Origin of the sequence: Streptomyces sp. B6B3 (assembly GCF_039871525.1) — a bacterium.
GTDB lineage: Bacteria > Actinomycetota > Actinomycetes > Streptomycetales > Streptomycetaceae > Streptomyces.
The window spans coordinates 110,530-134,845 of the sequence record NZ_JBDPLU010000004.1 but is presented as its reverse complement, the minus strand read 5'-3'; the positions used below and the strand labels follow the sequence as shown (position 1 = coordinate 134,845).

The window sequence follows — 24,316 nt, the reverse complement described above, 5'->3', positions numbered from 1 at the left end:
AAATCGTTCTCTACAGTAAGCGCGTGCCTCACCGGGGTCAACCGTCCCGAGGCGGGCCAGGGCGCGGCGAGCGCGGAACTCAGCCCGTGCCGGCCGGCGGTGGGGGCGCGACGGAGTCGCGGACGACCACGTGGGTGCCGAGCAGCACGTGGCCCTCGCCCGCGCCCCGGCCGCTGCCGCCCCGGCGGTCGAGCGCGAGCCGGACCGCGGTGCGGCCCATCTCCTCGTACGGCACGTGCACGGTGGTCAGCAGCGGCCTGAGGTCCGTGGCCGGCGGCACGTCGTCGTACCCGACGAGCGAGACGTCCCCCGGCACCTGAAGGCCGGCCTCGGTCAGGGCCCGCAGCGCGCCGGCCGCGACGACGTCGGTGAGGGCGAAGACGCCGGTGAAGTCGCATGCGGCGGCGAGCCGTTCCCGCATCCGCAGATACGCGCCCGCGCGGTCGAAGGCGGCCTTGACGACCAGGTCCTTCTCGTAGGAGACGCCATAGTCGGCCAGCGCCCTGCGGTAGCCGGCGAGGCGCTGGGCGCTGGTGGTGAACGCGACGTCGCCACCGAACAGCAGGACACGACGGTGGCCGGCCGCCAGCAAACGGCTGGTGACGGCGTACGCGCCGCCCTCGTTGTCGTACTCCACGACCGTCACGGGCACGCCCTCGCCCAGCGACGGGCGGCCGCACAGCACCAGCCGGGAGCCGACCTGGTCCAGGGAGCGCGCGATCTCGGCCATCTGCCGCCGGTACGCCTCGTCGTCCACGACGCTGCCCATCACGATGACGACCTCGGCGCCCTGCTGACGCATGAGGTGCAGAACCCGCAGCTCCCGGATGGGGTCGCCGCCGCTGACGCACAGCAGGCACAGCCGGCCCCGGCGGGACGCCTCCTCCTCGATGCCGTGCGCGAACTGCGCGAACGCCTCCCCCCGCACGTCCTTCAGGACGAATGCCACGCTTCCCGCGCCGTGCCCGCGCAGCGCGCGGGCGTGGGTGTTGGGGACGTAGTCCAGCTCGCGCAGCGCCTTCTCCACCCGCCGCCTGGTGGCCAGCGCGACGGGATAGTCGCCGGCGAGGACGCGGGAGACGGTCGTCATCGAGACCCCGGACCGACCGGCGACATCCTTCAACGTCGCGCGCCCACGGCGCGCGCTGTCCGCACCCTCGCCGAAATCGTTTGTCACCCGCACAGCGTAAGGGGGTGGGCGGACGGCGCGTCCGGCATGGCCCACCGGTGTCCTCGGGCCCGCTTCAGACGAGGGGCGACCTGGTCGCCGTCGCCCGCCTGCCGCGCGCACGGCAGCGTTGGGATGCGACGACCAAGCGCGCGGCGAGGACGGTCAGCGGGCCGCGCCGCTCGTCCCGCCAGTCCTGCAGCGAGTCGCCCCGAGCGGCCGGCAAGGATAGAAAACCTTTGTCCAGACGATTGACGCGGTCCACCCCCTCGCCTAGTTTGCTCGACCATGCGCAACCGATAGAAAACGATAACTAAGACATAAGCAGCGTTATCCCGCCTGACAGCCCCTCACCATCCCGGGAGTGTCCTATGCAACCCGCGAGAATCACCCTGACGTCCGCGGTCGCCGTCACGCTGTCCCTGCTGGCGACGGGGTGCGGCGGCGCCGCGGGCGACCGGGGCGACGGCCCGGTCGTCATCGAGATGTGGTCCTGGAACGAGGAACGGCTGGTGCAGCCGGTCGTCGACAAGTTCAACGCCACCCACGACGACATCCAGCTGAGGTTCGTGAAGCAGGTGGACCTCCCCGGCACCGCCGCCAACCTCCGCAACGCCATCGCCTCCGGCGAGGACGTCCCCTGCCTGGTGCAGAGCATCGGCGAGGTGCCCGCCCTCACCTCCGAGGGCCTGCTGACCGACGTCACCGACGCGCTCCAGCCCTACCTCGACGACGGCCTCTTCAACGAGGCGGCGCTGCCCGGCGCCATGGTCGGCGACCGCTACTTCGGCGTGCCCTCCGGCTTCAACCCCAGCTTCATGATGATCAACCGCGCCGTGTACGACGAGTACGGCATCGAGGTGCCCACCACCTGGGACGAACTCATCGCGGCGGGCGAGGAGTTGCGCCCGCACGGTGTCTACGTCATGAACCTCGCCGGCGAGGACCCCTCCACCCTCGTCAACCTGGTGCAGCAGGCCGGCGGCTCGTGGTACGAGATCGAGGGCGACGCCTGGCGCGTCGACTTCCTCTCCGAGGAGTCCCGCAGGGCCGCCGACATCGTGCAGCAGCTCATAGACAAGGACCTGGTCGCCCACCAGACCTACCTCGACCGGCCCGCGCTGATCGACTACTTCGACTCGGGCCGGATGGTCTCCCTGCCGACCTCGACCTGGCAGCTGACCAAGTACGAGATCGACTTCGCGCAGTCGACCGGCGACTGGCAGCCCATCGACCTGCCCCAGTTCTCGGACGCCGAGGAGTTCGTCACGCCCGCTCACGGCGGCGCCGAGCTCGTGCCCGAGGGCTGCGAGCACGTGGAGGAGGCGGTCGAGGTCTCCGTCTGGAAGGCCACGAACGAGGAGGCGATCAACGCCACGCTCGACCCGCAGACCGGCGCGTACGCCTGGCCGGGCGCCGTACCCGACCCGTCCCCGTGGGTCGACTCCGCCGTCCCCGAACGCCTCTTCGGCGAGCACCGCGACGAGGCCGACGACGTGATAACGAGGTCGGTCGAGGCCGGCCGGGACCCGTGGGTGGTCGGGCCCAACTACACCGGCGTCTTCGCCGAGCTGCAGGACCAGTGGGCCAACGCCGTCAACGGCGAGATCACCATGGTGGAGCTGCTGGAGCGGATGCAGGACTTCACGGTGGAGGATCTGCGCTCCAAGAACATCAACGTCCTCGGAAGCTGAGGCTCAGGCCGTGGCCGCTTCCGTCGATCAGCGAAAGCCGCCCACCAACCGGTTGCCGCGCTGGCACCGGCTGGTGGCGCTCAAGGGCGCGTCCTTCACCCTTCCGTTCTTCCTCGGATTCGTCGTCTTCACCGTCGTTCCCCTGGTGATGGCGCTGCGGGAGAGCTTCTACCGGGAACAGAGCTCGGGCCTCGGCTTCGGCGAGAAGACGGTGGAGTTCGTCGGCCTCGACAACTTCATCGAGGGATTCGACGACGACCGGTTCTGGGCGGCGATGCTGCGGGTGGCGCTTTTCGCGCTGGTCTGCATTCCCGCGATCCAGATCCTCAGCGTGCTCCTGGCGCTGCTGCTCGACTCCGCCACGCAGCGCGTCGCGAACGTGTTCCGGCTGCCGCTGCTCATTCCGTACATGGTTCCGGGCATCGTCGCCACGCTGATCTGGGTCTACGTATACAGCCCGGACGTCGGCCCGCTGACGCCGATGTTCGACGCCGTCGGCATCGACGCCAACTTCTACAGCGGCGAGATGATCTGGGTCTCGATCGGGAACCTCATGGCGTGGGGCGCGATCGGCTTCAACATGCTCATCATCTACGCCTCACTGCGGTCGGTTCCGCGCGAGATCTACGACAGCGCGTACGTCGACGGCGCGTCCGAATGGCGCGTCGCATGGTCGATCAAGATTCCGATGGTCCGCCGCACGCTGGTGCTCACCACGGTACTGGCCATCATCGGAACGCTGCAGATCTTCAGCGACCCCGTGCTGTTCCGCTCGATGACCCCGGAGACGGTCACCCGCGACTTCACGCCGATCATGGCCATCTACGACTGGGCGTTCGCGCAGGGTGAGTTCAACTACGCCGCCACCCTGTCCATCATCCTGGCCCTCGTGGTGGGCACCGTCTCGGCCCTCTTCTACCGGCTCACGAACAAGGCGCCCACCTCATGACCACCACCACCCACCCGAAGGCCGTTCCGCCGGAGTCGACCACACCATCGACCGGACGGCGGGCGAAACCTCCCGTCCGCCGCCACACCACGCGCGGGACGGTGGCGAACGGGGCCCGGACCACCCGGCGGACCCGGGCCCTGATCATCACCGGTCTGCTGCTGTTCGCCCTCTACTCCCTGGCCCCCGTCTGGTGGCTGATCGTCTCCGCGACCAAGTCGCAGCGGGACCTCTACACCTCCAACGGCCTGTGGTTCGCCGAGTTCAACCTCATGCGGAATCTCGAGGATCTCTTCACCTACCAGGACGGGATCTTCCTGACGTGGATGGGGAACACCCTGTTCTACGGCATCGTCGGCACGGCGGGCATGACGCTGATATCCGTCGCGTGTGGCTACGGCCTGGCGATGTACAGCTTCCGGGGACGCGGCTTCCTGATGGGCTGCATCATCGGCTCCTTCCTGGTGCCCGGCGCGCTGCTCACCATTCCGTCCTTCCTGCTCTACACCGACCTGCGCATCATCGACACGCCGACCGCGATCATCGTCCCCAGCTTCTTCAACGCCTTCTCGGTCTACCTCGCCAAGGTGTACGCCGAGGGAGCCATTCCGCACGAGCTTCTGGAGGCGGCCCGCATCGACGGCGCGGGCGAGTACCGGGTCTTCTTCCAGATCGGCCTCCGCCTGATGTCCACGGGTGCGGCCACCATCTTCCTGCTCGGATTCGTCGGGATGTGGAATTCCTTCTTCGGTCCTCTGGTCTTCCTGCGCAGCAGCGAGAAGTGGACCGTCATGCTTGGCCTCTACTCCTGGCTGACGGTGAAGACCGACCAGTCCGCCGACCTGACCGGCATGGTCGTGGTCGGCTCGATCATCTCCCTCATCCCGATGGCCGTGCTGATGATCGCCATGCAGCGCTTCTGGCGTTCGGGAGTCAGCCTCGGCAGCCTGAAGTGACCGCGGAGGCCCGCCGCCCCACACGTCCCTGCATTCTCCACGTCAACGAAGAAGGTGCCTCTTGTGGATCAGACTGTAGTTGCCGCAGGCGGCCACGGCAGACGCTTCGGTGCGTTCGCCGCGGTGCTCCTGCTCGTCACCGGACTCCTCGTCGCGCTGGCCCGGCCAGCCCCCGGGCAGGATCTCGGCACGTGCGACGTGACGGTCCAGTCCACCGTCAGCGAGCAGGGGTTCGCCCACCCCGGAGTCGGCCTGACCGAGCCGATCCTGGAGAACGCCCGCCAGCAGATCGCCGCGGGCGCTGAGCCGTGGACCTCCTCGTTCGAGGCCATGAAGACGAGCTCCGCGGCCGGCGAGAACGTGACCTCGTCCAATGCCTCCGGGTCCGACCCGACCAAGCCTGCCTCCGACGCGTTCAACGCGGGCGTGAGAGGGCGGTTCGTCGCCGACGGTCTGAAGGCCTACACGCAGGCGGTCATGTACGTGCTCACCGGGAAGGAGGTCCACCGCAGGAACGCCCTGGGCATCCTCCGCATCTGGGCGCAGATGGACCCCGCCAAGTACGAGTACCACACCGACTCGCACATCTACACCGGCGTCCCGCTCTTCCGCATGGTCTCCGCCGCCGAGCTCCTGCGCTACTCCGGCTGCGGCGCGGACGAGGCCTACCCGTGGACCGAGACCGACACCCAGACCCTCACCGAGAATCTCATCGTGCCGTCCATCGAGACGTTCATGTCCTCTCCCGACCATTTCATGAACCAGCACAACTACCCGCTGATGGGCGCCATGGCCGGGGCGATCTTCATGGACGACACCGCCCTCTACGAGGAGAAGGTCGAGTGGTTCACCGTCAACTCAGCCGCCAGGGACGAGGGTTTCAACGGTTCCATCGCCCGGCTGGCCCGCTGGGTCGACAGCAATGACAAGACGGGCGAGCCGATCGACGACCCACACGTGCAGCTCGTCGAGATGGGCCGCGATCAGGCGCACGCCGGCGGCAATCTCACCAACTTCGCGGTCCTGGCCCGCATGCTGCTCGCCCAGGACACCAAGGTGGACCCGGTCGACGGCACGGTCTCGACCGCCGAGGACGCGGTGGGGCCGTACGAGTTCCTGAACGACCGCATCCTGGATGCCGCCGACTACTTCTGGCAGTTCATGCTCGGCTACGACACCGAGTGGACGCCCGTCGGCTACGCGATCTCGCCGGATGGCACGATCCGCGACACCTACAACCACATCGCCGACGGCTATCGCGGCCGATACGCGACCGCGAGCTTCTGGGAGATCTATTACTACTACAAGTTCACGCTCGGCAAGGACATCGAGGCGATGGCCCCCTACTTCGCCGAGGCCTATGCCAAACGCCCCGGCCCGCTGTACCACCGCGGCGGAACCGTGAACATCTCCTGGGACGGTGGTGACGGCGGCGGTGACTCGTGGCTGTTCGCGCCCGCCGAGGCGGCCGGGGAGTCGACCCCGCCGCTGAGCGACAACCCCAACATCTACGAGGTCGAGGACCGCTACACGCATCTGGCCGGGGACGTCGAGACCGGCGACGGCTACGTGCGCCTGGCCGACGGCGCGGAGATCGCCTACCTCAGCGGTCAGGCCAACCGTCCGCGGCTCGGCTTCCTCGTCCGCACCGAAGCCGACGCCGTGATCCACCTGCGCACCGCCAGAGACGGCCGTTCCATGGAACGCGACTACCCCGTGAACGTGCCGGACACCGGCGGGGAATGGCGGTATGTCACGGTCGACGGCCCTATGGACGACATCCTGTTCATCGAGACCGAAGGTGCCACCGTCGACCTCGACCACATCAACATCAACGCCGAAGCGGAGCTCACCGGGCCGGTCTTCCCCGAGGGCGCGGCCGAGCGGATCGTCGGCTGGGCCGGCGCCGACGTCACCGTCGACCTCGCCGCGACCGCCGCCGAGGGCACGGTCTACACCGCGACCGGGCTCCCCGACGGCGCCGAACTCGACCCGGACACCGGCACCCTGACCTGGACCCCGGCCGATGCCGGCTCCTGGACGGTCACCCTCGCCGCCGACGACGGCACCAACGCCGCCGCCCGCCACCTCACCCTGGCCGCCGCCGACGACCGCAAGGGCGCCCTGGCGCTCGCCGAGGACGGGTACGACTCCAGGGCCACGTACGAGTCCGCGCCCGAGGCCGCCTACGCCGCCGCCGACGACACCGCCGAGGACCTGCGCAGGCACGGCTCCGACGCCGAGTACCTGGCAGCGCTGGCCGACGTCGTCGCGGCCGTCGACGGACTGCGCCTGCTCTCGCCGACGACCGATCTGGACGGCAGCCTCGACTACCCGGGGCTCGTCGCCTCCTCCACCACCGGGGACCGTATCGAGAACATGGTCGACGGCGACGAACAGACCGGCACCGTCTACCCCCAGGCCGTCGACATGTCGCACACCTTCGACTTCGGCCCCGACTTCAGAGTCTCGGCCACGAGGTTCGGATTCCAGAGCAACATCTTCGCCGACCGCCTCGCCAACTCGACCGTGTACGGCTCCAACGACGGCACCCACTGGACCCGGCTCACCCCGGGGGTCACGGCGTTCACCCAGGACTTCCACACGCTGGACGTCGCCGAGGACCTCCAGGACGACCAGTTCCGCTACCTCAAGGTCCAGATGCTCGAACAGCAGCCGGACGTCCTCTACGGGATCGTGCGGGGCGTGTTCGAGATGACCGAGTTCCACATCCACGGCGAACGCCACGAGACCGGCAACCTGATCTCGGCGACCTCGATCTCCTCCGACCAGGCCGTCGCGGGCAGGATCGCGATGGGCGACACCGTCGACGTCTCCGTCACCGCGAAGGAGCCGCTCGACTCTCTCACCGTCGACGTGGCGGGCACAACGGCGGAGGCCACGTCGGAGGACGGCGTCACCTGGAACGCCTCGGTCGCCCTGGACGACGTCGAGGCCGGCCCGGTCACCCTCACCGTCGACTACACGGGCTCCGACGGCAGGGCGGGACCGACCTTCCACGGCACCACCGACGGATCGGAGCTCTTCGTCGTGGACCCCGCCCGCTTCGTCGACGTGGCCGAGCTGGCCACCGTCACCGCCTCCGACAGGCAGTGGCCAGGGGACGGACTGGGCGCCGACGAGGTCGGCTACCTGCTCTTCGACGGCGACCCCGACACGTACAGCGACCTGAACACCGGGCCAGGCGCGTACTACGAGATCGACTTCGGCGCCGACACGGCCGTGCGGCCCGAACTGGTGCTGATGCTGCCGCGGGCCAGCCACCCGCAGCGGGCCAACGGCACGGTCGTGCAGGGATCGAACGACGGCCAGACCTGGACCGACCTCACCGAACCCGTCACCGGGGCCGTCGCGAACGACTGGAGCCATCGGTCCGCCTCAGGTGAGGACCACTACCGGTACCTGCGGATCCACAACGCCGCGAACTGGAACGGCAACCTCTCCGAGGTCGAGTTCTACGGCGACATCGACGCCGCGTAGGTCGACTCGAAGGCACGCATGACCGAGGAATCCGTCAGCGCTCCGTGAGCGCTGACGGATTCCTCGGGCTCTCACCCGAACATCACGCTCGTCGCACGTCGAAGAGCGCCGACACACATGACGACTCCGAACCAAGGACGGAATCGTGGACATCACCAGACGACAGCTCGGCCGGGTCGCCGCGGTCGGCACCGGGCCGCTCCTGCTGCCGGGTCTGCTGCCACCGGGCAGGGCCGTGGCAGCCTCGCCCTGGGATGGAACGTGGGGCGACCAGGGCGACGGCACCTACGTCAACCCCGTCGTCCCGGCCGACCTCAGCGACTGGGACTGCATCCGGGTCGGCGCCGACTACTACGGCATCACCAGCACGTTCGGGTACTCGCCCGGTATGGCCGTCCTCCACTCGAAGGACCTGGTCACCTGGCGGACGCTCGGCGGCGCGGTCGACGATGTCACCCGCATCGGACCAGAGCTGAACTGGGACCGGATGAACCGCTACGGTCGTGGCGTGTGGGCCGGGGCCATCCGCCACCACGCGGGGCGGTTCCGGGTGTACTTCAACACGCCCGACGAAGGCTTCTTCATGACGTCGGCCCAGTCGCCGACCGGGCCGTGGGAGCCGCTGCACGCGCTGTGGCGGACCACCGGCTGGAACGACGTGTGCCCGTTCTGGGACGACGACGGCCAGGGCTACCTGGTCACCACGCACTACGCGGACGACTACAGGGTGCACCTGTTCAAGCTGTCCGAGGACGGCAGGTCGCTGGTCGGCCCCTCCACGGTCATCCACCAGTCGCGGGGCAGCGAGGCCAACAAGCTGTACAAGATCGATGGCACCTACTACCACCTCTTCAGCGAGGTGAGGTCCGAGGGGCGGGTGCTCATGATGAACCGCGGCCCCAGCCTCTACGGTCCGTTCGAGACCAGGCAGCTGATGCACGTCAACGCCTCGACGGACCGTGAGCCCAACCAGGGCGGGCTGGTGCGGGCTCCCGACGGCGACTGGTACTTCGTGACCCACCACGGACACGGCGACTGGGAGGGACGTGTGCTGTCCCTGCTGCCGGTGACCTGGGTGGACGGCTGGCCGATCCCGGGCACGGTGGGCGCGGACGGCATCGGCACCATGGTGTGGACGGGCCAGGTGCCCGCCGGTGGCACACCCGGTACGCCGGCCGACGCCCTGCCGCCCGTGGTGACCAGCGACGTGTTCACCGACACCCGCCTCAAGCCGCAGTGGGAGTGGCACTACCAGCCGCGCGCGGACCGGTGGTCGTTGACCGAACGCACAGGCTCCCTACGTCTGAAGGCGTTCGCACCACTGGCGGCCGACAACCTGACCAAGGCCGGGAACACACTCACCCAACGGGTGCTGCGCACGGCGGGCGGCGCGACCGTGACCGTCCGCCTCGACCTGGCCGGCCTCGACGACGGCCAGCACGCCGGGCTGTGCCACTACGCGGCGACCTACGCCGGGTTGGGCGTCCGCCGCTCCGGGACCACCACCACGATCGCGTACAACGACGGCGGCAGCCTGACCCACGGCCCGGCGGTCACACAGAACGCCGTGTGGCTGCGCACCTCGTGGGACGTGAACGGGGTCAGCCGCTTCACCTACAGCCTCAACGGAAGCACGTTCACGGCCTTCGGCGGCACCTACCAGCTCACGTGGGGCGGTTACCGCGGTGACCGGGTCGGCATCTACACCTACAACCCGAACGGCACCGGCCACGTCGACGTCGAATCGGTGCGGTACACCCTCGCACCCACCACGGCCTACACGTGCGTCAGCGAGCACCCAGCGGCAAGGTGCTCGACGTCGGCGGAGGCGGTGCGGCCGACGGTGTCGCGCTGATCCAGTACCGCGACAACGGCGGCTCCAACCAGAGAGGGACCTTCCACCGCGTCACCGGCTAACCGGGACCACCGGGAAGCCGGGGCCCGACCCGTCCGGGGCGCGCGCCCCGCACCCGTCTCGCCGTCGGTTGCGGCGCGGCGGCCCCGAACGCGAGACGGGGACGCTCGTCGGACAGGCCAGGTGAGGCCGGCCGAGGTTCTGGTCCCCCGGCTACCAGGCGATCGGGAGGCCGGCCAGGCGGTCACCGAGGAGGCCGGAGAGGATCCGGTGGTCGTTGGCCGACGGGTGCCAGTCGCAGCCGAGGAGGTCCAACGGTGCGTTGCCGTAGTCCAGGTCGGTGACGCGGTCGTCACCCTGGGCGTTACGGTCCTGAACGATGCGCTGGATGATGTCGCCGAACGAGCTGGCGCTGAGGACGAGGAACGTCTCGGGGCCGTAGCGGGTGCGCAGGGTGTCGAGGAAACCGTGGTAGGCGCTCTCGTAGTCGGCGACGAGTTCCTCCTGCGTGGCCCATCGTTCGCCCGGGTTGAGGGGGGTGGAGAAGTCGTTGGTGCCCAGGCCGACCACGACGACCTGCGGCTGCCAGGTGGCCGGCTTCTGCCACACGTCGCCGTCGACGTGGAGCAGCGCCCGGTCCTAGAACGTGCGGTAGGTGCTGCCGGGGCTGCCGCCGTTGTAGTTGCGGACCATGCCGAGGCCCGAGAAGGCGTTGATCTGGTAGTCGGCGTCCAGACTCCGAGCGGTCAGAGCCCCGAAGCTGATGTCGGCGTTGGTGTTGCGGTTGACCCCGCCGTTGGTGGAGCAGTCGCGCTGCTCCGAGACGTTGCCGTAGCCGACGGTGTGGGAGTCGCCGATGAACTCCATCTGCCTGGTTCGCGCCGAGGGCTTGGCGAGGATCTCGCCGCCGGGTGCGGCCGTGAAGCCGCCGAACCGGCCCGCGGCCCAGGTGCTCTCGGTCCGCTTGACCAGCCGTACCGTGTGGTCACCGGAGGAGAGGTTGTTGATCCACCGGGTGGTCCTGCCGGGGGTCACCAGGGTGGCGACGGTCGTTCCGTCGATCTGGACGTCGTAGTCGTTGTTGGCGTCGTCGAGGATGACGCCGACGCCCGTGCCGCGGAACCGGCCCTCGAAGGAGATGCCGGGCCAGGAGTACTCCACGAACCCGTCGGCGGCCTCCCTGACCCGACCGACCGTGTGAACGTCGGAGAGCGGGGCGGCGGATGCTCGCGACGCGGCCACGAGTGCGGTGACGGAGCCCACGGCGGTGGCCGTGACGAACGACCGTCGGGACAGACGGTGAACTTTCTGCATGTGACATCCTTTGTGGGGGTGGATACGGGCAGTCCGGTCATTCGGGACGCACAGCCCTCGGAGCGTCATACGGCGCGGGACGCCACCGCTGGTCGAGCGTGCCGGTGGCGACGCGCTCGCCGCCCGGCGGGCTGCCCCGCCCGGCCCTCGCCTGAGCTTCGAGCGTCGTCCTCACGTGTCCTCGCTGGCCAGTCAGGAGGTCGGTCAGGAGGTCGGTCAGGCCGGGTCGCCGTAGATGACGCCGCGGCCGTTGGTGCCGAAGTAGACGCGGCCGTAGACGCGCGGGTCGCCGGTGATGGTGTTTCCGGTCCAGGCGTACTGGTGCTGGTCGTCGTTGATCCGGGTCCAGGTGCGGCCGGCGTTGTCCGAGCGGAAGACGCCGCGCACGCCGCCGATGCGGGAACTGGTGTAGACGGCCGGATAGGAGCGCCCGGGTGCGGGCTTGCCGAAGCCGACGTTGTCGCCCTCCTCGACGCCCGGCAGGCGGGTGAAGGAGGTACCGGCGTCGGTGGACCGCCACAGCCCGTAGACGCTGTCCGCCTCGCCGCCGCCGAGCCAGATGTCGCCTTCGTGGCCGGGGACCGGCTTGAACCGGACGTTGCCCTGGGCGGGCAGGCCGGTCGCCGGGGTCGCCTCGAAGTGCTCGCCGCCGTCGGTGCTGCGGTAGAAGGTGCCGGCGTGGCAGGCGTAGAAGACGGCGGGGTTGACGCGGTCCGCGCGCACCCCGGCGCCGGACGGGACGCCCTGGCACGCGGTCCATGTCTGGCCCGCGTCGGCGCTCCAGCTCACCGGCGCGCCCACGGGAGCCCACACGACCCGGCCGCCGTCCGTCGCGATCGCGACGGACGTGTCCTCGACGCCTGGGCCGGTCACGCCGTCCGGTTCGCTTCCGGAGGGGGCCCAGGTGTCGCCGCCGTCGGTCGAGATCGCGAAGCGCTGGGTCCACGCACCGGTGGGGTGGCCGACCCGGACGATCGTACGGGGTGCCTGCTCCGCGTAGTCCAGAGCGACCGTCGTCGAGAAGGTGGGCGTGTCGTACATTCTCGTGGCGCGGGTGAGGTCCGTGTGTCGGAAGCCACCGACGTCCCCGAGGCCGGAGAGCAGGTGTGCGCCGGCCGGCGGGCTGATCACGGAGAGGACCGCGGTCTCCTCCAGGCCCTCGGCGCGGACGTCGATCCGCACGGTGCCGCCGGTGTCCCAGTCGGTGAGGTTGTCGGATCCGTGGATCGTGGCGCCCGTGCCGTACAGGAAGTGGTCGGAGGAGAAGGGGTCGATCTCCAGCGCCTCGGTCATCCACCCCAGCTTCGGCGTGAACTCGGGTGGGGCGGGGTTGGCGTTCCAGGTCAGCCAGGGGGAGGCCGAGATGTCCATGGTGTAGCGGAAGGTGCGCTCGTTGTCCGCGTTCATGTCCCAGGCGCGGGTCCAGCTCGCGCCGCCGTCGGTGGAGCGGAAGAAGATGACGTCGGGCCACCACAGGATCTGGGTGGCCACCATGAGGGTGTCGGGGTTCTGCCGGTCGATGGACAGGCCGGAGTAGCCCCACTGGCAGTCGGGGCTGGTGGAGGGCACCGGGCTGATGCGCGTCCAGGTGTCGGTGGCGGTGTCCAGCCTCCACACGTCGCCCTTGGAACCGTCGTACGGGCCCGCGGTGTTGCTCGTGGCCAGGTAGAGGTGACCGCTCTCGTGGTCGAAGACGGCCTTGTGGGGGATGAAGCCGGTGGGCTGACCGGGCACCCGCTGCCAGGTCCGGCCGGCGTCGGTGGAGCGGTAGAGGATGTTCTCGGTGTCGGCCACCGTGACGTACAGCGTCCGCGTCGGGCGCCCGCGCCGGCCGTCGCGCTTGTCGAACAGCACCTGGAGCACGCCGAGGTTGTCGCCGTTGGGGCCGTCGACATCGTCGGGGTCGGGCACGAAGTTGCCGGCGTTGGGGAAGCTCTCGACCTTCGCCCAGGTCTCTCCGTGGTCCACCGAGCGCCACAGTCCGTTGCCGCCGCGCACCCCGAGGTAGAGAACGCCGTTGCGGTGCGGATCGACGGCCAGGCGCTCGCCGATGCCGCGGCCCGGCATGTTCCCGCCGAGGCGGAAGGGCAGCATGGTCGTGCGCCAGGTGCGGCCGCGGTCCGTGGAGCGCAGGATCGCCGCCATCGTCGGATCCCACTCGGGCATGGGGTACGTACCCACGGCCGCGTACACCCGGTCGGGGTCGAGCTCGTCGGTGGCGATGCTGATCACGCCGGTGTGGCCGTAGTGGTCCCAGTCCACCCAGTCGAGCAGCGGGACCCAGCGGCCCGTGCGCTGGTTGAGCCGGTAGGCGCCACCGATGTCGGTGCGCGCGTACACCAGGCCCGGCTCGCTCTGGCTGAAGACGATGCCGGTGACGAAGCCGCCGCCGACGACCTCCGCGTTGCGCCAGACATACCCTCGGGTGGACCGGGCCGGGGCGTTCGCGGGTTGGGCGGTGGCGGACGGCGCCAGGGAGACGCCGCCCGCGGCGACTGCGGCTGCCGCGGCCGTCGCCGTGCGGAGAACGGCGCGCCTGCCAGGACCACCGGTGGCTGGGGAGGAAGGCGGGGGAACAGGGGAACTCGGCACTGGGCTCACCTTTCATGGCATGGCGGCATATCCGGCAGAACCTGGCGCCGAAACGTCCATCTGGAGAGGGGACGGGGGGACGCACACGGCACCGTTGTCGAGGCGCTCATCGAAGCGCTTCGATAACTCCTGTCGGAAGACAGTAGGAGCGGTGCAGGGGCTGCACAAGCCCCTGAACGCAAGAGAGAACGACCCTCGCCCGCTGCGGCGACCCACCGCCGTCAAGGGAGGGATGGCCCGAATCCAAGCGTCGAGCGCCAGTGATGTCGAAGCGTTTCGACTCTGGAGGGTGGAGAAGATCTGGGTGTGCTGGACGGCGCTCCAGGACTCCGGGGCGTCCCTCGTCCGCGCGAAGTTCTCCAGCCCTCTCCAGGCACTCCGCGACATGGAGTCGAAGAAGTTCGTTCCCAGGTAGGGTTCGTAGAACGGGAAGCGATCGCGTTGGCGGCGATCGGGGGTGTACGCGAACACCGCCAGCAGGATGATGACGGGCAGTGCCATCAGGTTCAGCGGACAGTCCCGCCCGAAAGTGATCCCGCCCTGGAGACGCCGCGGGGCGCGGCGACGGCGGCCGGACCGGGGCAACCGTCCTGTTCACGGTGATGCGGCGGCGGGCCACCGCCGCTCTCCCGCGATACGGAGGGCCGCGGGACCGTGCTCTGCGACACCGGACTCTCCTTGCTGTCCGCAGCGTCCCGGGCGGGCGGGAGGTCCCCGCCCGGAGCACCGTCTCTGTGTGGTGATGGGAGTACGCGTCGAGGTCAGGCGGCTCCGTCTCCTTCGTCCAGGAGGCCCTGGTAGAAGTCGCGCAGCTCGTCGCCGCCGTTGCGTCGCCAGTCGTCGACGGCGTTGCGCAGGTCGCGGATGGACTGGCGGCCGCGCACGACGTCGTCCTCCAGGTCCTCGAAGGCGTCGCTGAGGTTGGCCAGGCGCGCGGGTTCCTGGATCTGCCGGCCGATGAAGAGCGGGTCCTGGGTGAAGGGGAAGTTCCGCTGCTGCCAGGAGGTGAAGTCCTCGACGACCCGCGGCAGGTCGGGGAAGGCGACGAAGCTCTGCGGCGAGGCGATGAAGGTGTAGGTCTCGGGGACGACCTCGATGTTGCCCTGCTCGGTGCGGACCGGCAGCCCGTCCTCCAGGGTGTAGTGGGTGCCCTCGATCCCGTACTGCTTCAGCCGCTGCTCCACCGTGCCGTACGGCGCGGCGGTGAAGTTGGCCAGCTCCAACACCGCCCGGACGCGGTCCTCGGAGAGGTTCTTGTTGACGAACGTCCAGATGCTGGAGCCGTTGCCCCGCCACAGCACGGGGTCACCGCCGTCGGGGGCGAAGTAGTCCATGGCGTTCATCTGGAACTCGGGGTTGCTGGCGCGCTGTTCGGCCGCTGTGCCGTACCAGCTGCCGTCACCCGTGATGTACATGAGGCACTCGCCGGCGGCGAAGCGGCCGGTCTGGTCGCCGGTGGCGGCGACCGCGTCGGGGTGAACCACCTCGGCCTCGTAGAGGGTGCGGGTCCACTCCAGGGCCTCGATGTACTCCTCGGTCTCCACGCGGTTGATCAGCCGCCCGTTCTCCTGCCTCCAGTAGAGGGGCTTGTCGGGCAGCACGCCGTGCATCCGCGCCCCGAACCACTTGGGGTCGTCGATCGCCCAGACCCGGTCGCGGGCGTTGGTGATCTCCACGCAGAAGTCGTAGAACTCCCGGGCGCTTCTGGGCTGCTCCCAGCCGTTGGCGTCGAAGATGTCCTGCCGGTAGTAGAGAAGGACGCCGCTGTTGGGGTTGGCGGGCATGGGCAGGCCGCGCAGCGCGCCGCCGAAGACCGACGCCTGCCACGCCTCGGTGGGGATGGCGGCGAGGTTCGGGTAGTCCAGCACCCTGTCGCCGGAGAGGAACGGGCCCAGGTCGGCGAAACGGCTGGATATGGCCTGCGGTATCTGGCCCTGGAACTCCCAGCTGGGGATGCACACCGCGTCGGGGATCTCGCTGCCGGCGACGGTGGCGGCAAGCTTCTCTCCGTAGGTGTTGCCGTCCTGGACCAGCCAGTTCATGCGCACGCCGATGGCTTCGTCCATCGCCTGCCAGAAGGGGTTGCCCGACTCCGGCGGGGTGCCCCACAGCGGGGTCATGGCGGTGATCCGGCCGCCGCCGCCCCGCGGCTCGGGCACGGAGACGCCCAGCTCGCCCTCCGGGATCCACCGGGTGTAGCCAGGGCTGGAGCCGTGCTCGATGGCGATGTCCGGGTCCACGGCCGCGTCCGACGCCTGGTAGGTCGGCAGGATGGACCGCAGCTCCTCCTCGGAGACCCGCCCCTCCTGCCCGCCGCTCCCCTCACCCCCGCACGCGGACAGCAGTGGCAGGCCGCCGACCGCGGCGGTGGCCACCGCGGTGGAGGCCAGGAAGCTTCTCCGACTCTGCCCGGAGCGTGAGTTCGGCATGACGTCGACACCCTTCGTGACACTGCGCCTCGCGCTCCGCAAGACATAAGACGAATCATCGAAGCGCTTCGATGCCCGGGGAGGTTAGGAGCCCTGGGCCGGTTGCACAAGCCCTGCGGCAGAAGTTCGAAGGGAAATCTGGGGACGCATGGGAGGGGACTTGCAGACATCCCGCCTCGTAGTCGTCGCGGTCCCTTGACAGGATCGGGACTCTGACTCGGCGTCGAAGCGCTTCGAATGCGGGGTCGACCGCAGCATCAGGGGCCGTCGCGCCTGGCGCGACGCCTCCCCGCCCCGGAACCGTCTCCTGGTCCGCCCGACTCGGGTGCCCCCGCCTCCGCCGGCCATCGTGACGACGAGGCGCGGTGTCCCGGGCGAGGGTCGGTGGTTCGTCCACCGGTTCGGGGCGCTCGTCTGGAGGCCCGTTCCCGGCGCGAGCAGGGGGCAAGATAAGGAGGCCATCCGCGGCGGAGGCCGCGAGGCTGGCCGCGGAGCGCGTCAAGCTCGCCGAGTTGCCACTCTTCCGCAGGATCGCCGGCCCGGCTAGCTGTCCGTCCATCCGCCGTGCGCTCCGGGCCGCGCTGAACGTCGCCATCGCGCAGCAGTTGATCGTCTTCAACCCGGCTCGCCCATGACGAGTGGGAGGCCGGCCAGCGGCCCAAACCGCTGCTGTGGACGGGGGAGCGGGTGCGGCGGTCGCGCGAGACGGCTGAGAAGCCTGGCCCTGTGAAGTGGTCGAGGGCGGGCGCCAGAATCGTGCCCCGGGTCCGGCGAGCCGGAGCCGTTTCTACCTCCGCTCCCGCCATGCTTCCGCATGGAGGACTGATCGGTCAGCCGGTGATGGCGTGTACGTCGGCGGAGCGCTTAGGCCCAGGTCAGGCGGGTGAGCGAGCTGACGTGAGGTCCGGACCGTGTGTGCTGGAAACCAACAGGCAGCAGATCCGGACATGTGGCTCTCGGCGCCCCTTGGAGAGCCCTTCGGGCAGGCGTTTTCCACAGGCCAGGGCGCCTTTCTGACGGACACCGAGGTGGGGCAGGTGGGACTCGAACCCACGGCCGACGGATTATGAGTCCGTTGCTCTAACCGGCTGAGCTACTGCCCCGAATCGGCGTGCCGCGCACATGTGTGCGCGCCGTCTGCCGCAGCATAGCTGCTCATACGATCTCCCGCCCGGACGGGGGAGGTCGTTCGCAAGCATGGACTGCCGACATGGGGACATCGGTTCCCGTCGCCCGAGCGGTGATGCACGGAAAACGACGAAGGGCCCCGGACGGGGCCCTTGGAGTGATGCTCCCCCGACTGGACTCGAACCAGTAACCTGCCGGTTAACAGCCGGCTGCTCTGCCAATTGAGCTACAGGGGATTGCTCCGCTCGGGTCCGCCTCCCACGTCTCGGGGGCGCGACCGCGCTGCCGCCCATAGATTAGCGCATGTGAGGGGGTGCTTCGAAATCGGTAATCGGGCTACCCGGTTGTCGGTGGCGCGGCGAGTCAGCCTCGGACCACGACGATCTGGCACAACCTGGACGAACTGGGAAGGGAGCGTCCCATGCGAAAGCTGACGTTCATCGCGGGACTGGCGGTCGGGTACGTGCTCGGCACCCGGGCCGGGCGGGAGCGGTACGAGCAGATGCGGGAGGCGACGCAGCGGCTGCGGGCCAACCCCGCGCTGCGGAACACCGTGGACACCGCGACGCAGACGGGCCGGGAGGCGGCGTCCCGGGCCGCCGGGGTGGTGGTGGACAAGGCCGGAGGGCGGCTGCCTGGCCCGATGGCCGAGAGGCTACGCTCGGTGCAGGGCCACAAGGCCGACGACGAGCCTCAGGACCGTCGAGCCACCGGCTGAGGGTGGGCCGGGAGGACGGGCACAGCAGAAGAGCGGCAGGACGGGCCCGAGGCGACGCCGCGCCACACGGGCCCGTCCTGCCGTGTGCGACGGGGGGTAACGAGGGGAACGGGGCGAGGCCACGCAATGTGGGTCTGTCCCGGCCATTGTGGGAACCGTCGCAGGCCAGCTAGCGTGTGTTCGGCATGCCGTTTAACGATCGGCATGTCGAACGATTCAGAGGGCTGGCGGAGGCATCCGAATGGGGCGTCGCGTACCGGCGGTGAGCCGGGCGTTGGACATATTGGAGCTGTTTCTGGAGGGGGACGGAATGCTGTCCGCCCCCGAGATCACCCGCAAGCTTCAGCTGCCGCGGACCACGGTCCACGAGCTGGTGACCACCCTGGCCGCCCGCTCGTACCTGGTCCCCGTGCCCGAGCAGCCCGGGCGCTACCGGCTGGGCGTGCGCACGTACCAGCTGGGCAGTCGGTACGCGGAGCAGCTGGACCTGGCCGCGGAGGGCCAGCAGGTCGCCAGGTCCGTGGCGGAGACCTGCGGCGAGACCGTGCACGTCGCCGTCCTGGAGGACGTGGACGTCATCTACATCGCCAAGGTGGACAGCACCCACGCGGTGCGCATGGTGTCGGCCGCCGGCCGGCGGCTGCCCGCGCACTGCACGGCGGTCGGCAAGATGCTGCTCGCCTCGCTGCCGCCGGAGGAACTGGACGCGCGGCTGCCCGAGGAGGACGGCCGGCTGCGGTCCCTGACGCCGAACTCGATCACCTCGCTCGAGGAACTGCGCGGGGTGCTGACGGAGGTCAGGGAGCGGGGCGTCGCCTCGGAGCAGCGGGAGTCCAATCCGGACGTGTCCTGTGTGGCCGCGCCGGTCAGGGACCGCGCGGGGCGGGTCGTCGCGGCGCTGAGCATCTCGGTGCCGATGGTGCGCTGGAGCGAGGAGCGCCAGGCCGAGCTGACGGAGCTGTCCGTCAAGGGCGCCGGCCAGCTGTCGGAGCGCCTCGGCCACCACGGACGGAACTGACCCGGCGCCGCCGCGTGCCGGCCCCGTGCCGGCGCGGCGGGCGAACGACGGGTGGACGACAGGTGGACGACGGCGGGAAACCGGGTGAGGGAGAGCAGCGTGCACGACGGTCCTGAGAAGGGTCTGGAGACGGCGGTACGGGCCGAGGCCGAGCTGGGCGAGGGGCCGGTCTGGGACGGCGCGCGGGATCGGCTGATCTGGGTGGACATACTCTCCAGCCGGGTGCACTTCTTCGACCCGGTGAGCGGGGAGCGTTCCGTACTCGACACCGACCAGCACGTCGGCTCCGCCCGGCCGCGAGCCGGCGGCGGCCTGGTGGTGAACCTCAGGGACGGGATAGGGCTCTACGACGAGGCCGGCGCGTTCGACTGGCTGCGCCACGAGCCGGTCGAGGGCCGGCGCGGCAACGAGGCGGTGGTGGCGTCCGACGGCTCGTTCTGGGCCGGCACCATGCGCTACGACGAGGGGCCCGGTGGCGGCACGCTGACCCGGATCGCGCCGGACGGCGCGGCGGCGACCGTGCTGCCCGAGGTCACCATCAGCAACGGCACCGGGTGGAGCCCGGACGGCTCCCTGATGTACTACGTGGACACCGTGACCGACCGGGTCGACGTCTACCCCGTCACCGGCCCCGCGACGGTGGGGGAGCGGCGGACGCTGGTGGACACGGCGGACCTGGAGGGCTCGCCCGACGGCCTCGCCGTGGACGCGGACGGCTGCCTGTGGGTCGCGTTCTGGGGCGGCGGCGCGGTGCGCCGCTTCACGCCCGACGGGAGGCTGGACCGGACGGTCGCCGTGCCCGCCACCAACACCACCTCCTGCGCCTTCGGCGGCCCCGGGCTGACCGACCTCTACATCACGACGGCGCGGGTCGGCGTGGCGCCCGGGGCCGAGCCGCTGGCCGGTTCGGTGCTGGTGCTCCCCGACGCCGGCCGCGGCCTGCCGCAGCCGGCGTTCGCCGGCTGACCGGCCCGGTCGGGCCGGCCCCGTTACGGCAGCGGGTAGGCCAGGATCCGCGGGCCGTCGCCGCCGGACACCAGGTGCAGCACGTACGTCCGGTCGGCGTCGGTGGCGAGCGGGATCACCGCCGTCTCCAGCGGGGTCGTCGGCCCGTCCGGATCCCACGGGTGCAGGTGCGCGACCAGGCCCAGCTCGGTCCGCTCGCCGCCGTGCAGGTCGTAGGCGTACAGCCGCTGTTCGAAGCGGTGCTCGTCGTCCGGGTGCTCGGGGACGGAAACCAGCAGCCGACCGTCCTGGATGGCGAACGGCCGCCCGCCCTCCAGCGGCGTGGACCAGAGCTCCTCGCCGGTGGTCAGGTCGTGCGCGTGGAGCCGCGGGTCGTCGGCGTACCCGGTGACCAGCACGCCGTCCTCGACCAGCGGCCCCCGGAAGGGAACCCACGCGTTCTCGGTGGCCGGCGCGCCCGCGTCGTCGGGGCCGAGTTCGTACCGCGGCTCGCCGGTGTCGTCGTACGCCCTGAGCGTCGCCTGGCCGCCGTCGTCGAAGAGCACCAGAAGCGGGACGTCGGGGTCGTCGGCGACGATCTGGAGCGGCTCGCCCTCGTTCTCCCCGGCCGGCCGCTCCCACAGCAACTCGTCGGTCTCCGCGTCCCGCACCCGTAGCCAGTCCTCCTCGCCGCTCTGGTCGAGGAGGACGTGCCGCCGCTCGCCGAGGACGGCGGTCCGCGGGCCCGGCGACGTGGCCGCCGACAGCTCCTCGCCGTCCGCCGCGCGGAACCGGAAGACCTCGCCGTACGGGGCGGCGTAGGTCAGCACCGACTCACCCAGCGCCACCTCCGGCTCGGCGGCGTACTCGACGCGGTCCACCAGGCTCTCCGACCACAGCAGGTCACCGTCGTCCAGCGAGACCGCGCCGACCGTCGAGCAGCTCCCGCCGAAGCCGTCGTCGAACTCGCCCTCCGCGACGGGCGTGCGGAACACCACCGCGACGATCCCCGCGGCGTTCGGTTCCTCCGACATGGCGCAGATCTCGGTGCTGCCCTCGGGCAGGGCCAGCCGCCAGCGCTCCGCGCCGGTCTCCGGGTCGTAGCCGCGCAGCGTGCCAGGTAGCACGGCGGTCGCGAACGTGTCGGGCGTGCTCCAGCCGGCCACGCCGGTGTCGCCGCCCGGCACCGCCCAGAGCCGTTCCAGCGCGTCCGCCGGCGGGTACGTCGCGCCGTCCGGCGTGGGTTCGCCGCCGCCCCCGTCGCCTCCCGTGCAGCCGCCCGCCGCGGCGGCCACCGCGACCACCGCCAGCGCGGCCGTCGCCGTGCCGGCCAGCCGTCCCCTGATCCCGTCCCGCGTCCCCCGCACGCCCCGCATGCCCGTCCCCGTCCCCCGTGGTCTCCGTGTCCGGCGGTCCGCGTCCCTGGGCAGTGCGCCGGTCCTGTGCTAGACCGTCACCCACCGGTCCCTGGCGCGAACCTTGATCAGGACGGTAGTGGAGGTCCCGGCGAACGGGCACGTCATGGCGGCCAACCGTGACCGAGCTGGCACGGGCGGCAGCGTCGAAAATGTTTCGACGAAAGTTGCGACGGGCGGTTGCCCGAACCGTTGACGTGTGGTGGGCCCCGACCTAGGTTCTCGTTCGTATTTACGATCCTCGTTCGAAATCGCGAATGAGGCGCGTCGACATACGGCGAACTGTGGATTGTGAGGTCGTGCTGCATGGATCCATCGACACACCATCCCGGACTGAGTCGGCGACGTCTGCTCGGCGCCGCGGCCGGGCTCGGTGCGCTCGCCGCGGGTGCCGCAGCCGGCTGCGCGGCCCCGTCCGGTATCGACGGCGGCAAGACCGGGCTCCGCTACTGGCATCTCTTCGGCGGCGGCGACGGCGTGAACATGGCGGCGCTGATCGACGCCTTCCGGGCGAGCCACCCGGACATCGACATGGAGGCGGCCCAGCTGGAGTGGGGCGCGCCGTACTACACCAAGCTGGGCATGGCCGGGGCCGGTGGCCGCGCGCCGGAGATCGCCATCCTGCACATCAGCCGGCTGGCGGGCTTCGCGCCGGGCCGGCTGCTCGACCCGTTCGACCTCGACCTGCTGGCCGAGCACGGGGTCACCGAGGACGACTTCCCGCCCGCGATGTGGTCGCGCGGCACGGTCGACGGCCAGCAGTACGCCATCCCGCTCGACACCCACCCCCAGGTGCTCTACTTCAACACCGAGATCTGCGAGGAGGCGGGGCTGCTGGACGGCGACGGGCGGCTGCGACCCATCGAGGGGCCGGACGCCTTCGTCGAGGCGATGCGCGCCGCCGGCGAGGTCACCGGCGAGCCGGGGCTGGTGTTCGAGACGCTGGGCGCGGACTCGGTCGGCCCCTGGCGGGTGTTCGCCACCTTCTACTCGCAGACCGGCGGCACGTACCTCGACGAGGACGCCACCCGCATCGTCATGGACGATGACAAGGCGCTCCGGGCGATGGAGTACATGCAGATGCTCACCTCGGAAGGGCTCGCCACCCGGCAGGTGGACTACCAGGGCACCGTCGGCCTCTTCGCCAGCGGCAACCACGGCTTCTTCCTGAACGGTGAGTGGGAGGTCAGCACCTTCACCAACACCGGGCTGCCGTTCTCCATGGCCCCCGTACCCAACATCTTCGGCCGGCCGTCCACGCAGGCCGACTGCCACGCCTTCGTGCTGCCGCACCAGACGAACCGCGGCGGCGCGACCAACGAGGCGGCGCACGCGTTCGCCGCCTGGATGTTCAAGAACTCGGCGGACTGGGGGGCCGGTGGCCACGTGCCGGCCTACCTGCCCACCCTGGAGGAGCCGGACTACCTCTCGCTGGAGCCGCAGTCGGAGTACCGCTCGGTCATCGACGACGTCGCGCTCGACCCGCCCGCCTGGTTCGCCGGTTCCGCCTCGGTCATGCAGCTGGAACTCGGTGCCGTCCTCTCCGGCGTGCTCACCGGCTCCCGCTCCCCGCGGGGCGCGCTGGACGAGTTCAAGTCGCGCCTCCAGGAGCTCCTGGACACGCCGAGCCCCTTCGGAGAGACCGCATGACGACCACGACCACCCCCCCGCCGGACGCCGTCGCCGAGACACCCGAGCGACCCGCGCCGCGCGGCATACGCCGGCACTGGAGCGAGCACGGGCTCGCGTTCACCCTGCCCTTCCTCGTCGTCTACGCCGTCTTCCTGATCTGGCCGCTGGTCTACGGCGTCCGGATGAGCCTCACCAACGCCGACATCGCCGGCACCCAGTCCGACTACATCGGCTTCGACAACTACGCCGAGGCGCTGCAGGACCCGGACGTCTGGTCCTCGCTGTGGAACACCGTCTGGTTCACCGCGCTCTCCACCGTTCCGCTGGTGGTGCTCGGCCTGGTGCTGGCCCTGCTCGCGCACCACCTGCGCTTCGTCAGCTGGGTGTGGCGGCTCAGCTGGTTCGCGCCGTTCCTGCTGCCCTCCGGCGTGGTCTGCCTGCTGTGGCTGTGGGTGATCTACCCCTCCGACTTCGGCTTCGCGGACCAACTGCTGGCCGCCATCGGCCTGGAGCCGGGCATCGGCTGGCTCACCGAGACCCGCTACGCGATGCTCTCGGTGGTCCTGACCACCGTGTGGTGGACGGTCGGCTTCAACTTCCTGCTCTACCTCGCCGCGCTCCAGGCCATACCCCGGCACCTCTACGAGGCCGCGGAGATCGACGGCGCGGGGCCCTGGCACCGGCTCTGGCACATCACGCTGCCGATGCTCAACCGCACGACGGTGGTCGTCGTGGTGCTCCAGCTGCTGCACTCGCTGAAGATCTTCGACCAGGTGTACATCATGACCAGCGGCGGCCCCGACGACTCCACCCGGCCGATCCTCCAGTACGTCTACCAGACGGGCTTCACCGGCTACCGGATCGGCTACGCCTCCGCCATCTCGTACATCTTCTTCGCCCTGATCGTCATCGTCTCGCTGATCCATCTGCGGCTGACCCGCCGCTCCCGGGAGGCCGCGTGAGCGACGTGCGCGCGGCTGCCGGGCCGCCGATCACCACGAT

At 70.2% G+C, this 24,316-nt stretch carries 17 protein-coding genes, 2 tRNA genes and 1 pseudogene; 12 read left to right on the top strand and 8 right to left on the bottom strand.

Going from position 1 to position 24,316, the window contains the following annotated elements:
* Window positions 1-79 precede the first annotated feature (79 nt).
* On the bottom strand, window positions 80-1,177 hold the full coding sequence (locus ABGB06_RS10780; protein WP_347587764.1) for a LacI family DNA-binding transcriptional regulator: 1,098 nt from the start codon (window positions 1,175-1,177) through the stop codon (window positions 80-82).
* 362 nt (window positions 1,178-1,539) lie between these two features.
* Here ABGB06_RS10780 and ABGB06_RS10775 point away from each other — a divergent pair, with 362 nt between their 5' ends.
* From ABGB06_RS10775 to ABGB06_RS10755, 5 genes are all read left to right on the top strand, one after another.
* Window positions 1,540-2,862 carry an extracellular solute-binding protein gene (locus tag ABGB06_RS10775; RefSeq protein WP_347587762.1) on the top strand — a complete coding sequence of 441 codons (1,323 nt, stop codon included), beginning with the start codon at window positions 1,540-1,542 and terminating at the stop codon, window positions 2,860-2,862.
* Between the two features lie 10 nt (window positions 2,863-2,872).
* Window positions 2,873-3,811 (top strand): sugar ABC transporter permease, encoded by a 939-nt coding sequence (locus ABGB06_RS10770; RefSeq protein WP_347587760.1) that lies wholly within the window; start codon window positions 2,873-2,875, stop codon window positions 3,809-3,811.
* The gene (locus ABGB06_RS10765) at window positions 3,808-4,767 is read left to right on the top strand and encodes a carbohydrate ABC transporter permease (RefSeq protein ID WP_347587758.1); all 960 of its coding nucleotides are present in this window, start codon (window positions 3,808-3,810) and stop codon (window positions 4,765-4,767) included. The genes ABGB06_RS10770 and ABGB06_RS10765 overlap by 4 nt, the downstream gene beginning before the upstream one ends.
* A 63-nt stretch (window positions 4,768-4,830) precedes the next feature.
* Window positions 4,831-8,268: a discoidin domain-containing protein gene (locus ABGB06_RS10760; protein WP_347587756.1), complete on the top strand. Its 3,438-nt coding sequence runs from the start codon at window positions 4,831-4,833 to the stop codon at window positions 8,266-8,268.
* Window positions 8,269-8,413: 145 nt separating this feature from the next.
* Window positions 8,414-10,123 (top strand): glycoside hydrolase 43 family protein, encoded by a 1,710-nt coding sequence (locus ABGB06_RS10755; RefSeq protein WP_347587754.1) that lies wholly within the window; start codon window positions 8,414-8,416, stop codon window positions 10,121-10,123.
* A 213-nt stretch (window positions 10,124-10,336) separates the two neighbouring features.
* Here the strand turns inward: ABGB06_RS10755 and ABGB06_RS10750 are convergent, their stop codons facing one another.
* The 3 genes from ABGB06_RS10750 to ABGB06_RS10740 all read right to left on the bottom strand — a co-directional run bounded on the left by ABGB06_RS10750 (window position 10,337) and on the right by ABGB06_RS10740 (window position 14,029).
* Window positions 10,337-10,732: an SGNH/GDSL hydrolase family protein gene (locus ABGB06_RS10750; protein ID WP_347587753.1), complete on the bottom strand. Its 396-nt coding sequence runs from the start codon at window positions 10,730-10,732 to the stop codon at window positions 10,337-10,339.
* A 30-nt stretch (window positions 10,733-10,762) separates the two neighbouring features.
* Window positions 10,763-11,437: a hypothetical protein gene (locus tag ABGB06_RS10745; RefSeq protein ID WP_347587751.1), complete on the bottom strand. Its 675-nt coding sequence runs from the start codon at window positions 11,435-11,437 to the stop codon at window positions 10,763-10,765.
* 216 nt (window positions 11,438-11,653) lie between these two features.
* Complete coding sequence (locus ABGB06_RS10740) at window positions 11,654-14,029, bottom strand: xyloglucanase (protein WP_347587749.1); 2,376 nt, start codon at window positions 14,027-14,029, stop codon at window positions 11,654-11,656.
* 289 nt (window positions 14,030-14,318) lie between these two features.
* On the opposite strand from ABGB06_RS10740, the gene ABGB06_RS10735 reads away from it, so the two are divergent.
* Complete coding sequence (locus ABGB06_RS10735) at window positions 14,319-14,444, top strand: hypothetical protein (protein WP_347587747.1); 126 nt, start codon at window positions 14,319-14,321, stop codon at window positions 14,442-14,444.
* 346 nt (window positions 14,445-14,790) lie between these two features.
* Here the strand turns inward: ABGB06_RS10735 and ABGB06_RS10730 are convergent, their stop codons facing one another.
* Window positions 14,791-16,458, bottom strand: a complete 1,668-nt coding sequence (locus ABGB06_RS10730; protein WP_347587745.1) for an extracellular solute-binding protein — start codon at window positions 16,456-16,458, stop codon at window positions 14,791-14,793.
* A gap of 482 nt (window positions 16,459-16,940) precedes the next feature.
* Between ABGB06_RS10730 and ABGB06_RS10725 the strand changes: the two are divergent.
* Window positions 16,941-17,187: pseudogene (locus ABGB06_RS10725) on the top strand (site-specific integrase); the annotation flags it as partial.
* Between the two features lie 300 nt (window positions 17,188-17,487).
* Here ABGB06_RS10725 and ABGB06_RS10720 read toward each other — a convergent pair.
* Both ABGB06_RS10720 and ABGB06_RS10715 read right to left on the bottom strand, forming a co-directional pair.
* Window positions 17,488-17,561, bottom strand: a tRNA-Ile gene (locus ABGB06_RS10720).
* A 188-nt stretch (window positions 17,562-17,749) separates the two neighbouring features.
* A tRNA-Asn gene (locus ABGB06_RS10715) sits at window positions 17,750-17,822 on the bottom strand.
* Window positions 17,823-18,007: 185 nt separating this feature from the next.
* Here ABGB06_RS10715 and ABGB06_RS10710 point away from each other — a divergent pair.
* The 3 genes from ABGB06_RS10710 to ABGB06_RS10700 all read left to right on the top strand — a co-directional run bounded on the left by ABGB06_RS10710 (window position 18,008) and on the right by ABGB06_RS10700 (window position 20,288).
* Window positions 18,008-18,304: a YtxH domain-containing protein gene (locus ABGB06_RS10710; RefSeq protein ID WP_347587743.1), complete on the top strand. Its 297-nt coding sequence runs from the start codon at window positions 18,008-18,010 to the stop codon at window positions 18,302-18,304.
* Window positions 18,305-18,545: 241 nt separating this feature from the next.
* Window positions 18,546-19,322 (top strand): IclR family transcriptional regulator, encoded by a 777-nt coding sequence (locus tag ABGB06_RS10705; RefSeq protein ID WP_347587741.1) that lies wholly within the window; start codon window positions 18,546-18,548, stop codon window positions 19,320-19,322.
* Between the two features lie 99 nt (window positions 19,323-19,421).
* The gene (locus ABGB06_RS10700) at window positions 19,422-20,288 is read left to right on the top strand and encodes an SMP-30/gluconolactonase/LRE family protein (RefSeq protein WP_347587739.1); all 867 of its coding nucleotides are present in this window, start codon (window positions 19,422-19,424) and stop codon (window positions 20,286-20,288) included.
* A 23-nt stretch (window positions 20,289-20,311) separates the two neighbouring features.
* On the opposite strand, the gene ABGB06_RS10695 is transcribed toward ABGB06_RS10700, so the two are convergent.
* A complete protein-coding gene (locus ABGB06_RS10695) occupies window positions 20,312-21,643 on the bottom strand; it encodes a PQQ-binding-like beta-propeller repeat protein (RefSeq protein ID WP_347587738.1) in 1,332 nt (443 codons plus the stop codon).
* Between the two features lie 345 nt (window positions 21,644-21,988).
* Here ABGB06_RS10695 and ABGB06_RS10690 point away from each other — a divergent pair, with 345 nt between their 5' ends.
* Entirely contained in the window at window positions 21,989-23,332 is a 1,344-nt protein-coding gene (locus ABGB06_RS10690) for an extracellular solute-binding protein (RefSeq protein ID WP_347587736.1), read from the top strand.
* Window positions 23,329-24,276 (top strand): sugar ABC transporter permease, encoded by a 948-nt coding sequence (locus ABGB06_RS10685; protein ID WP_347587734.1) that lies wholly within the window; start codon window positions 23,329-23,331, stop codon window positions 24,274-24,276. The genes ABGB06_RS10690 and ABGB06_RS10685 overlap by 4 nt, the downstream gene beginning before the upstream one ends.
* Window positions 24,277-24,316 lie beyond the last annotated feature (40 nt).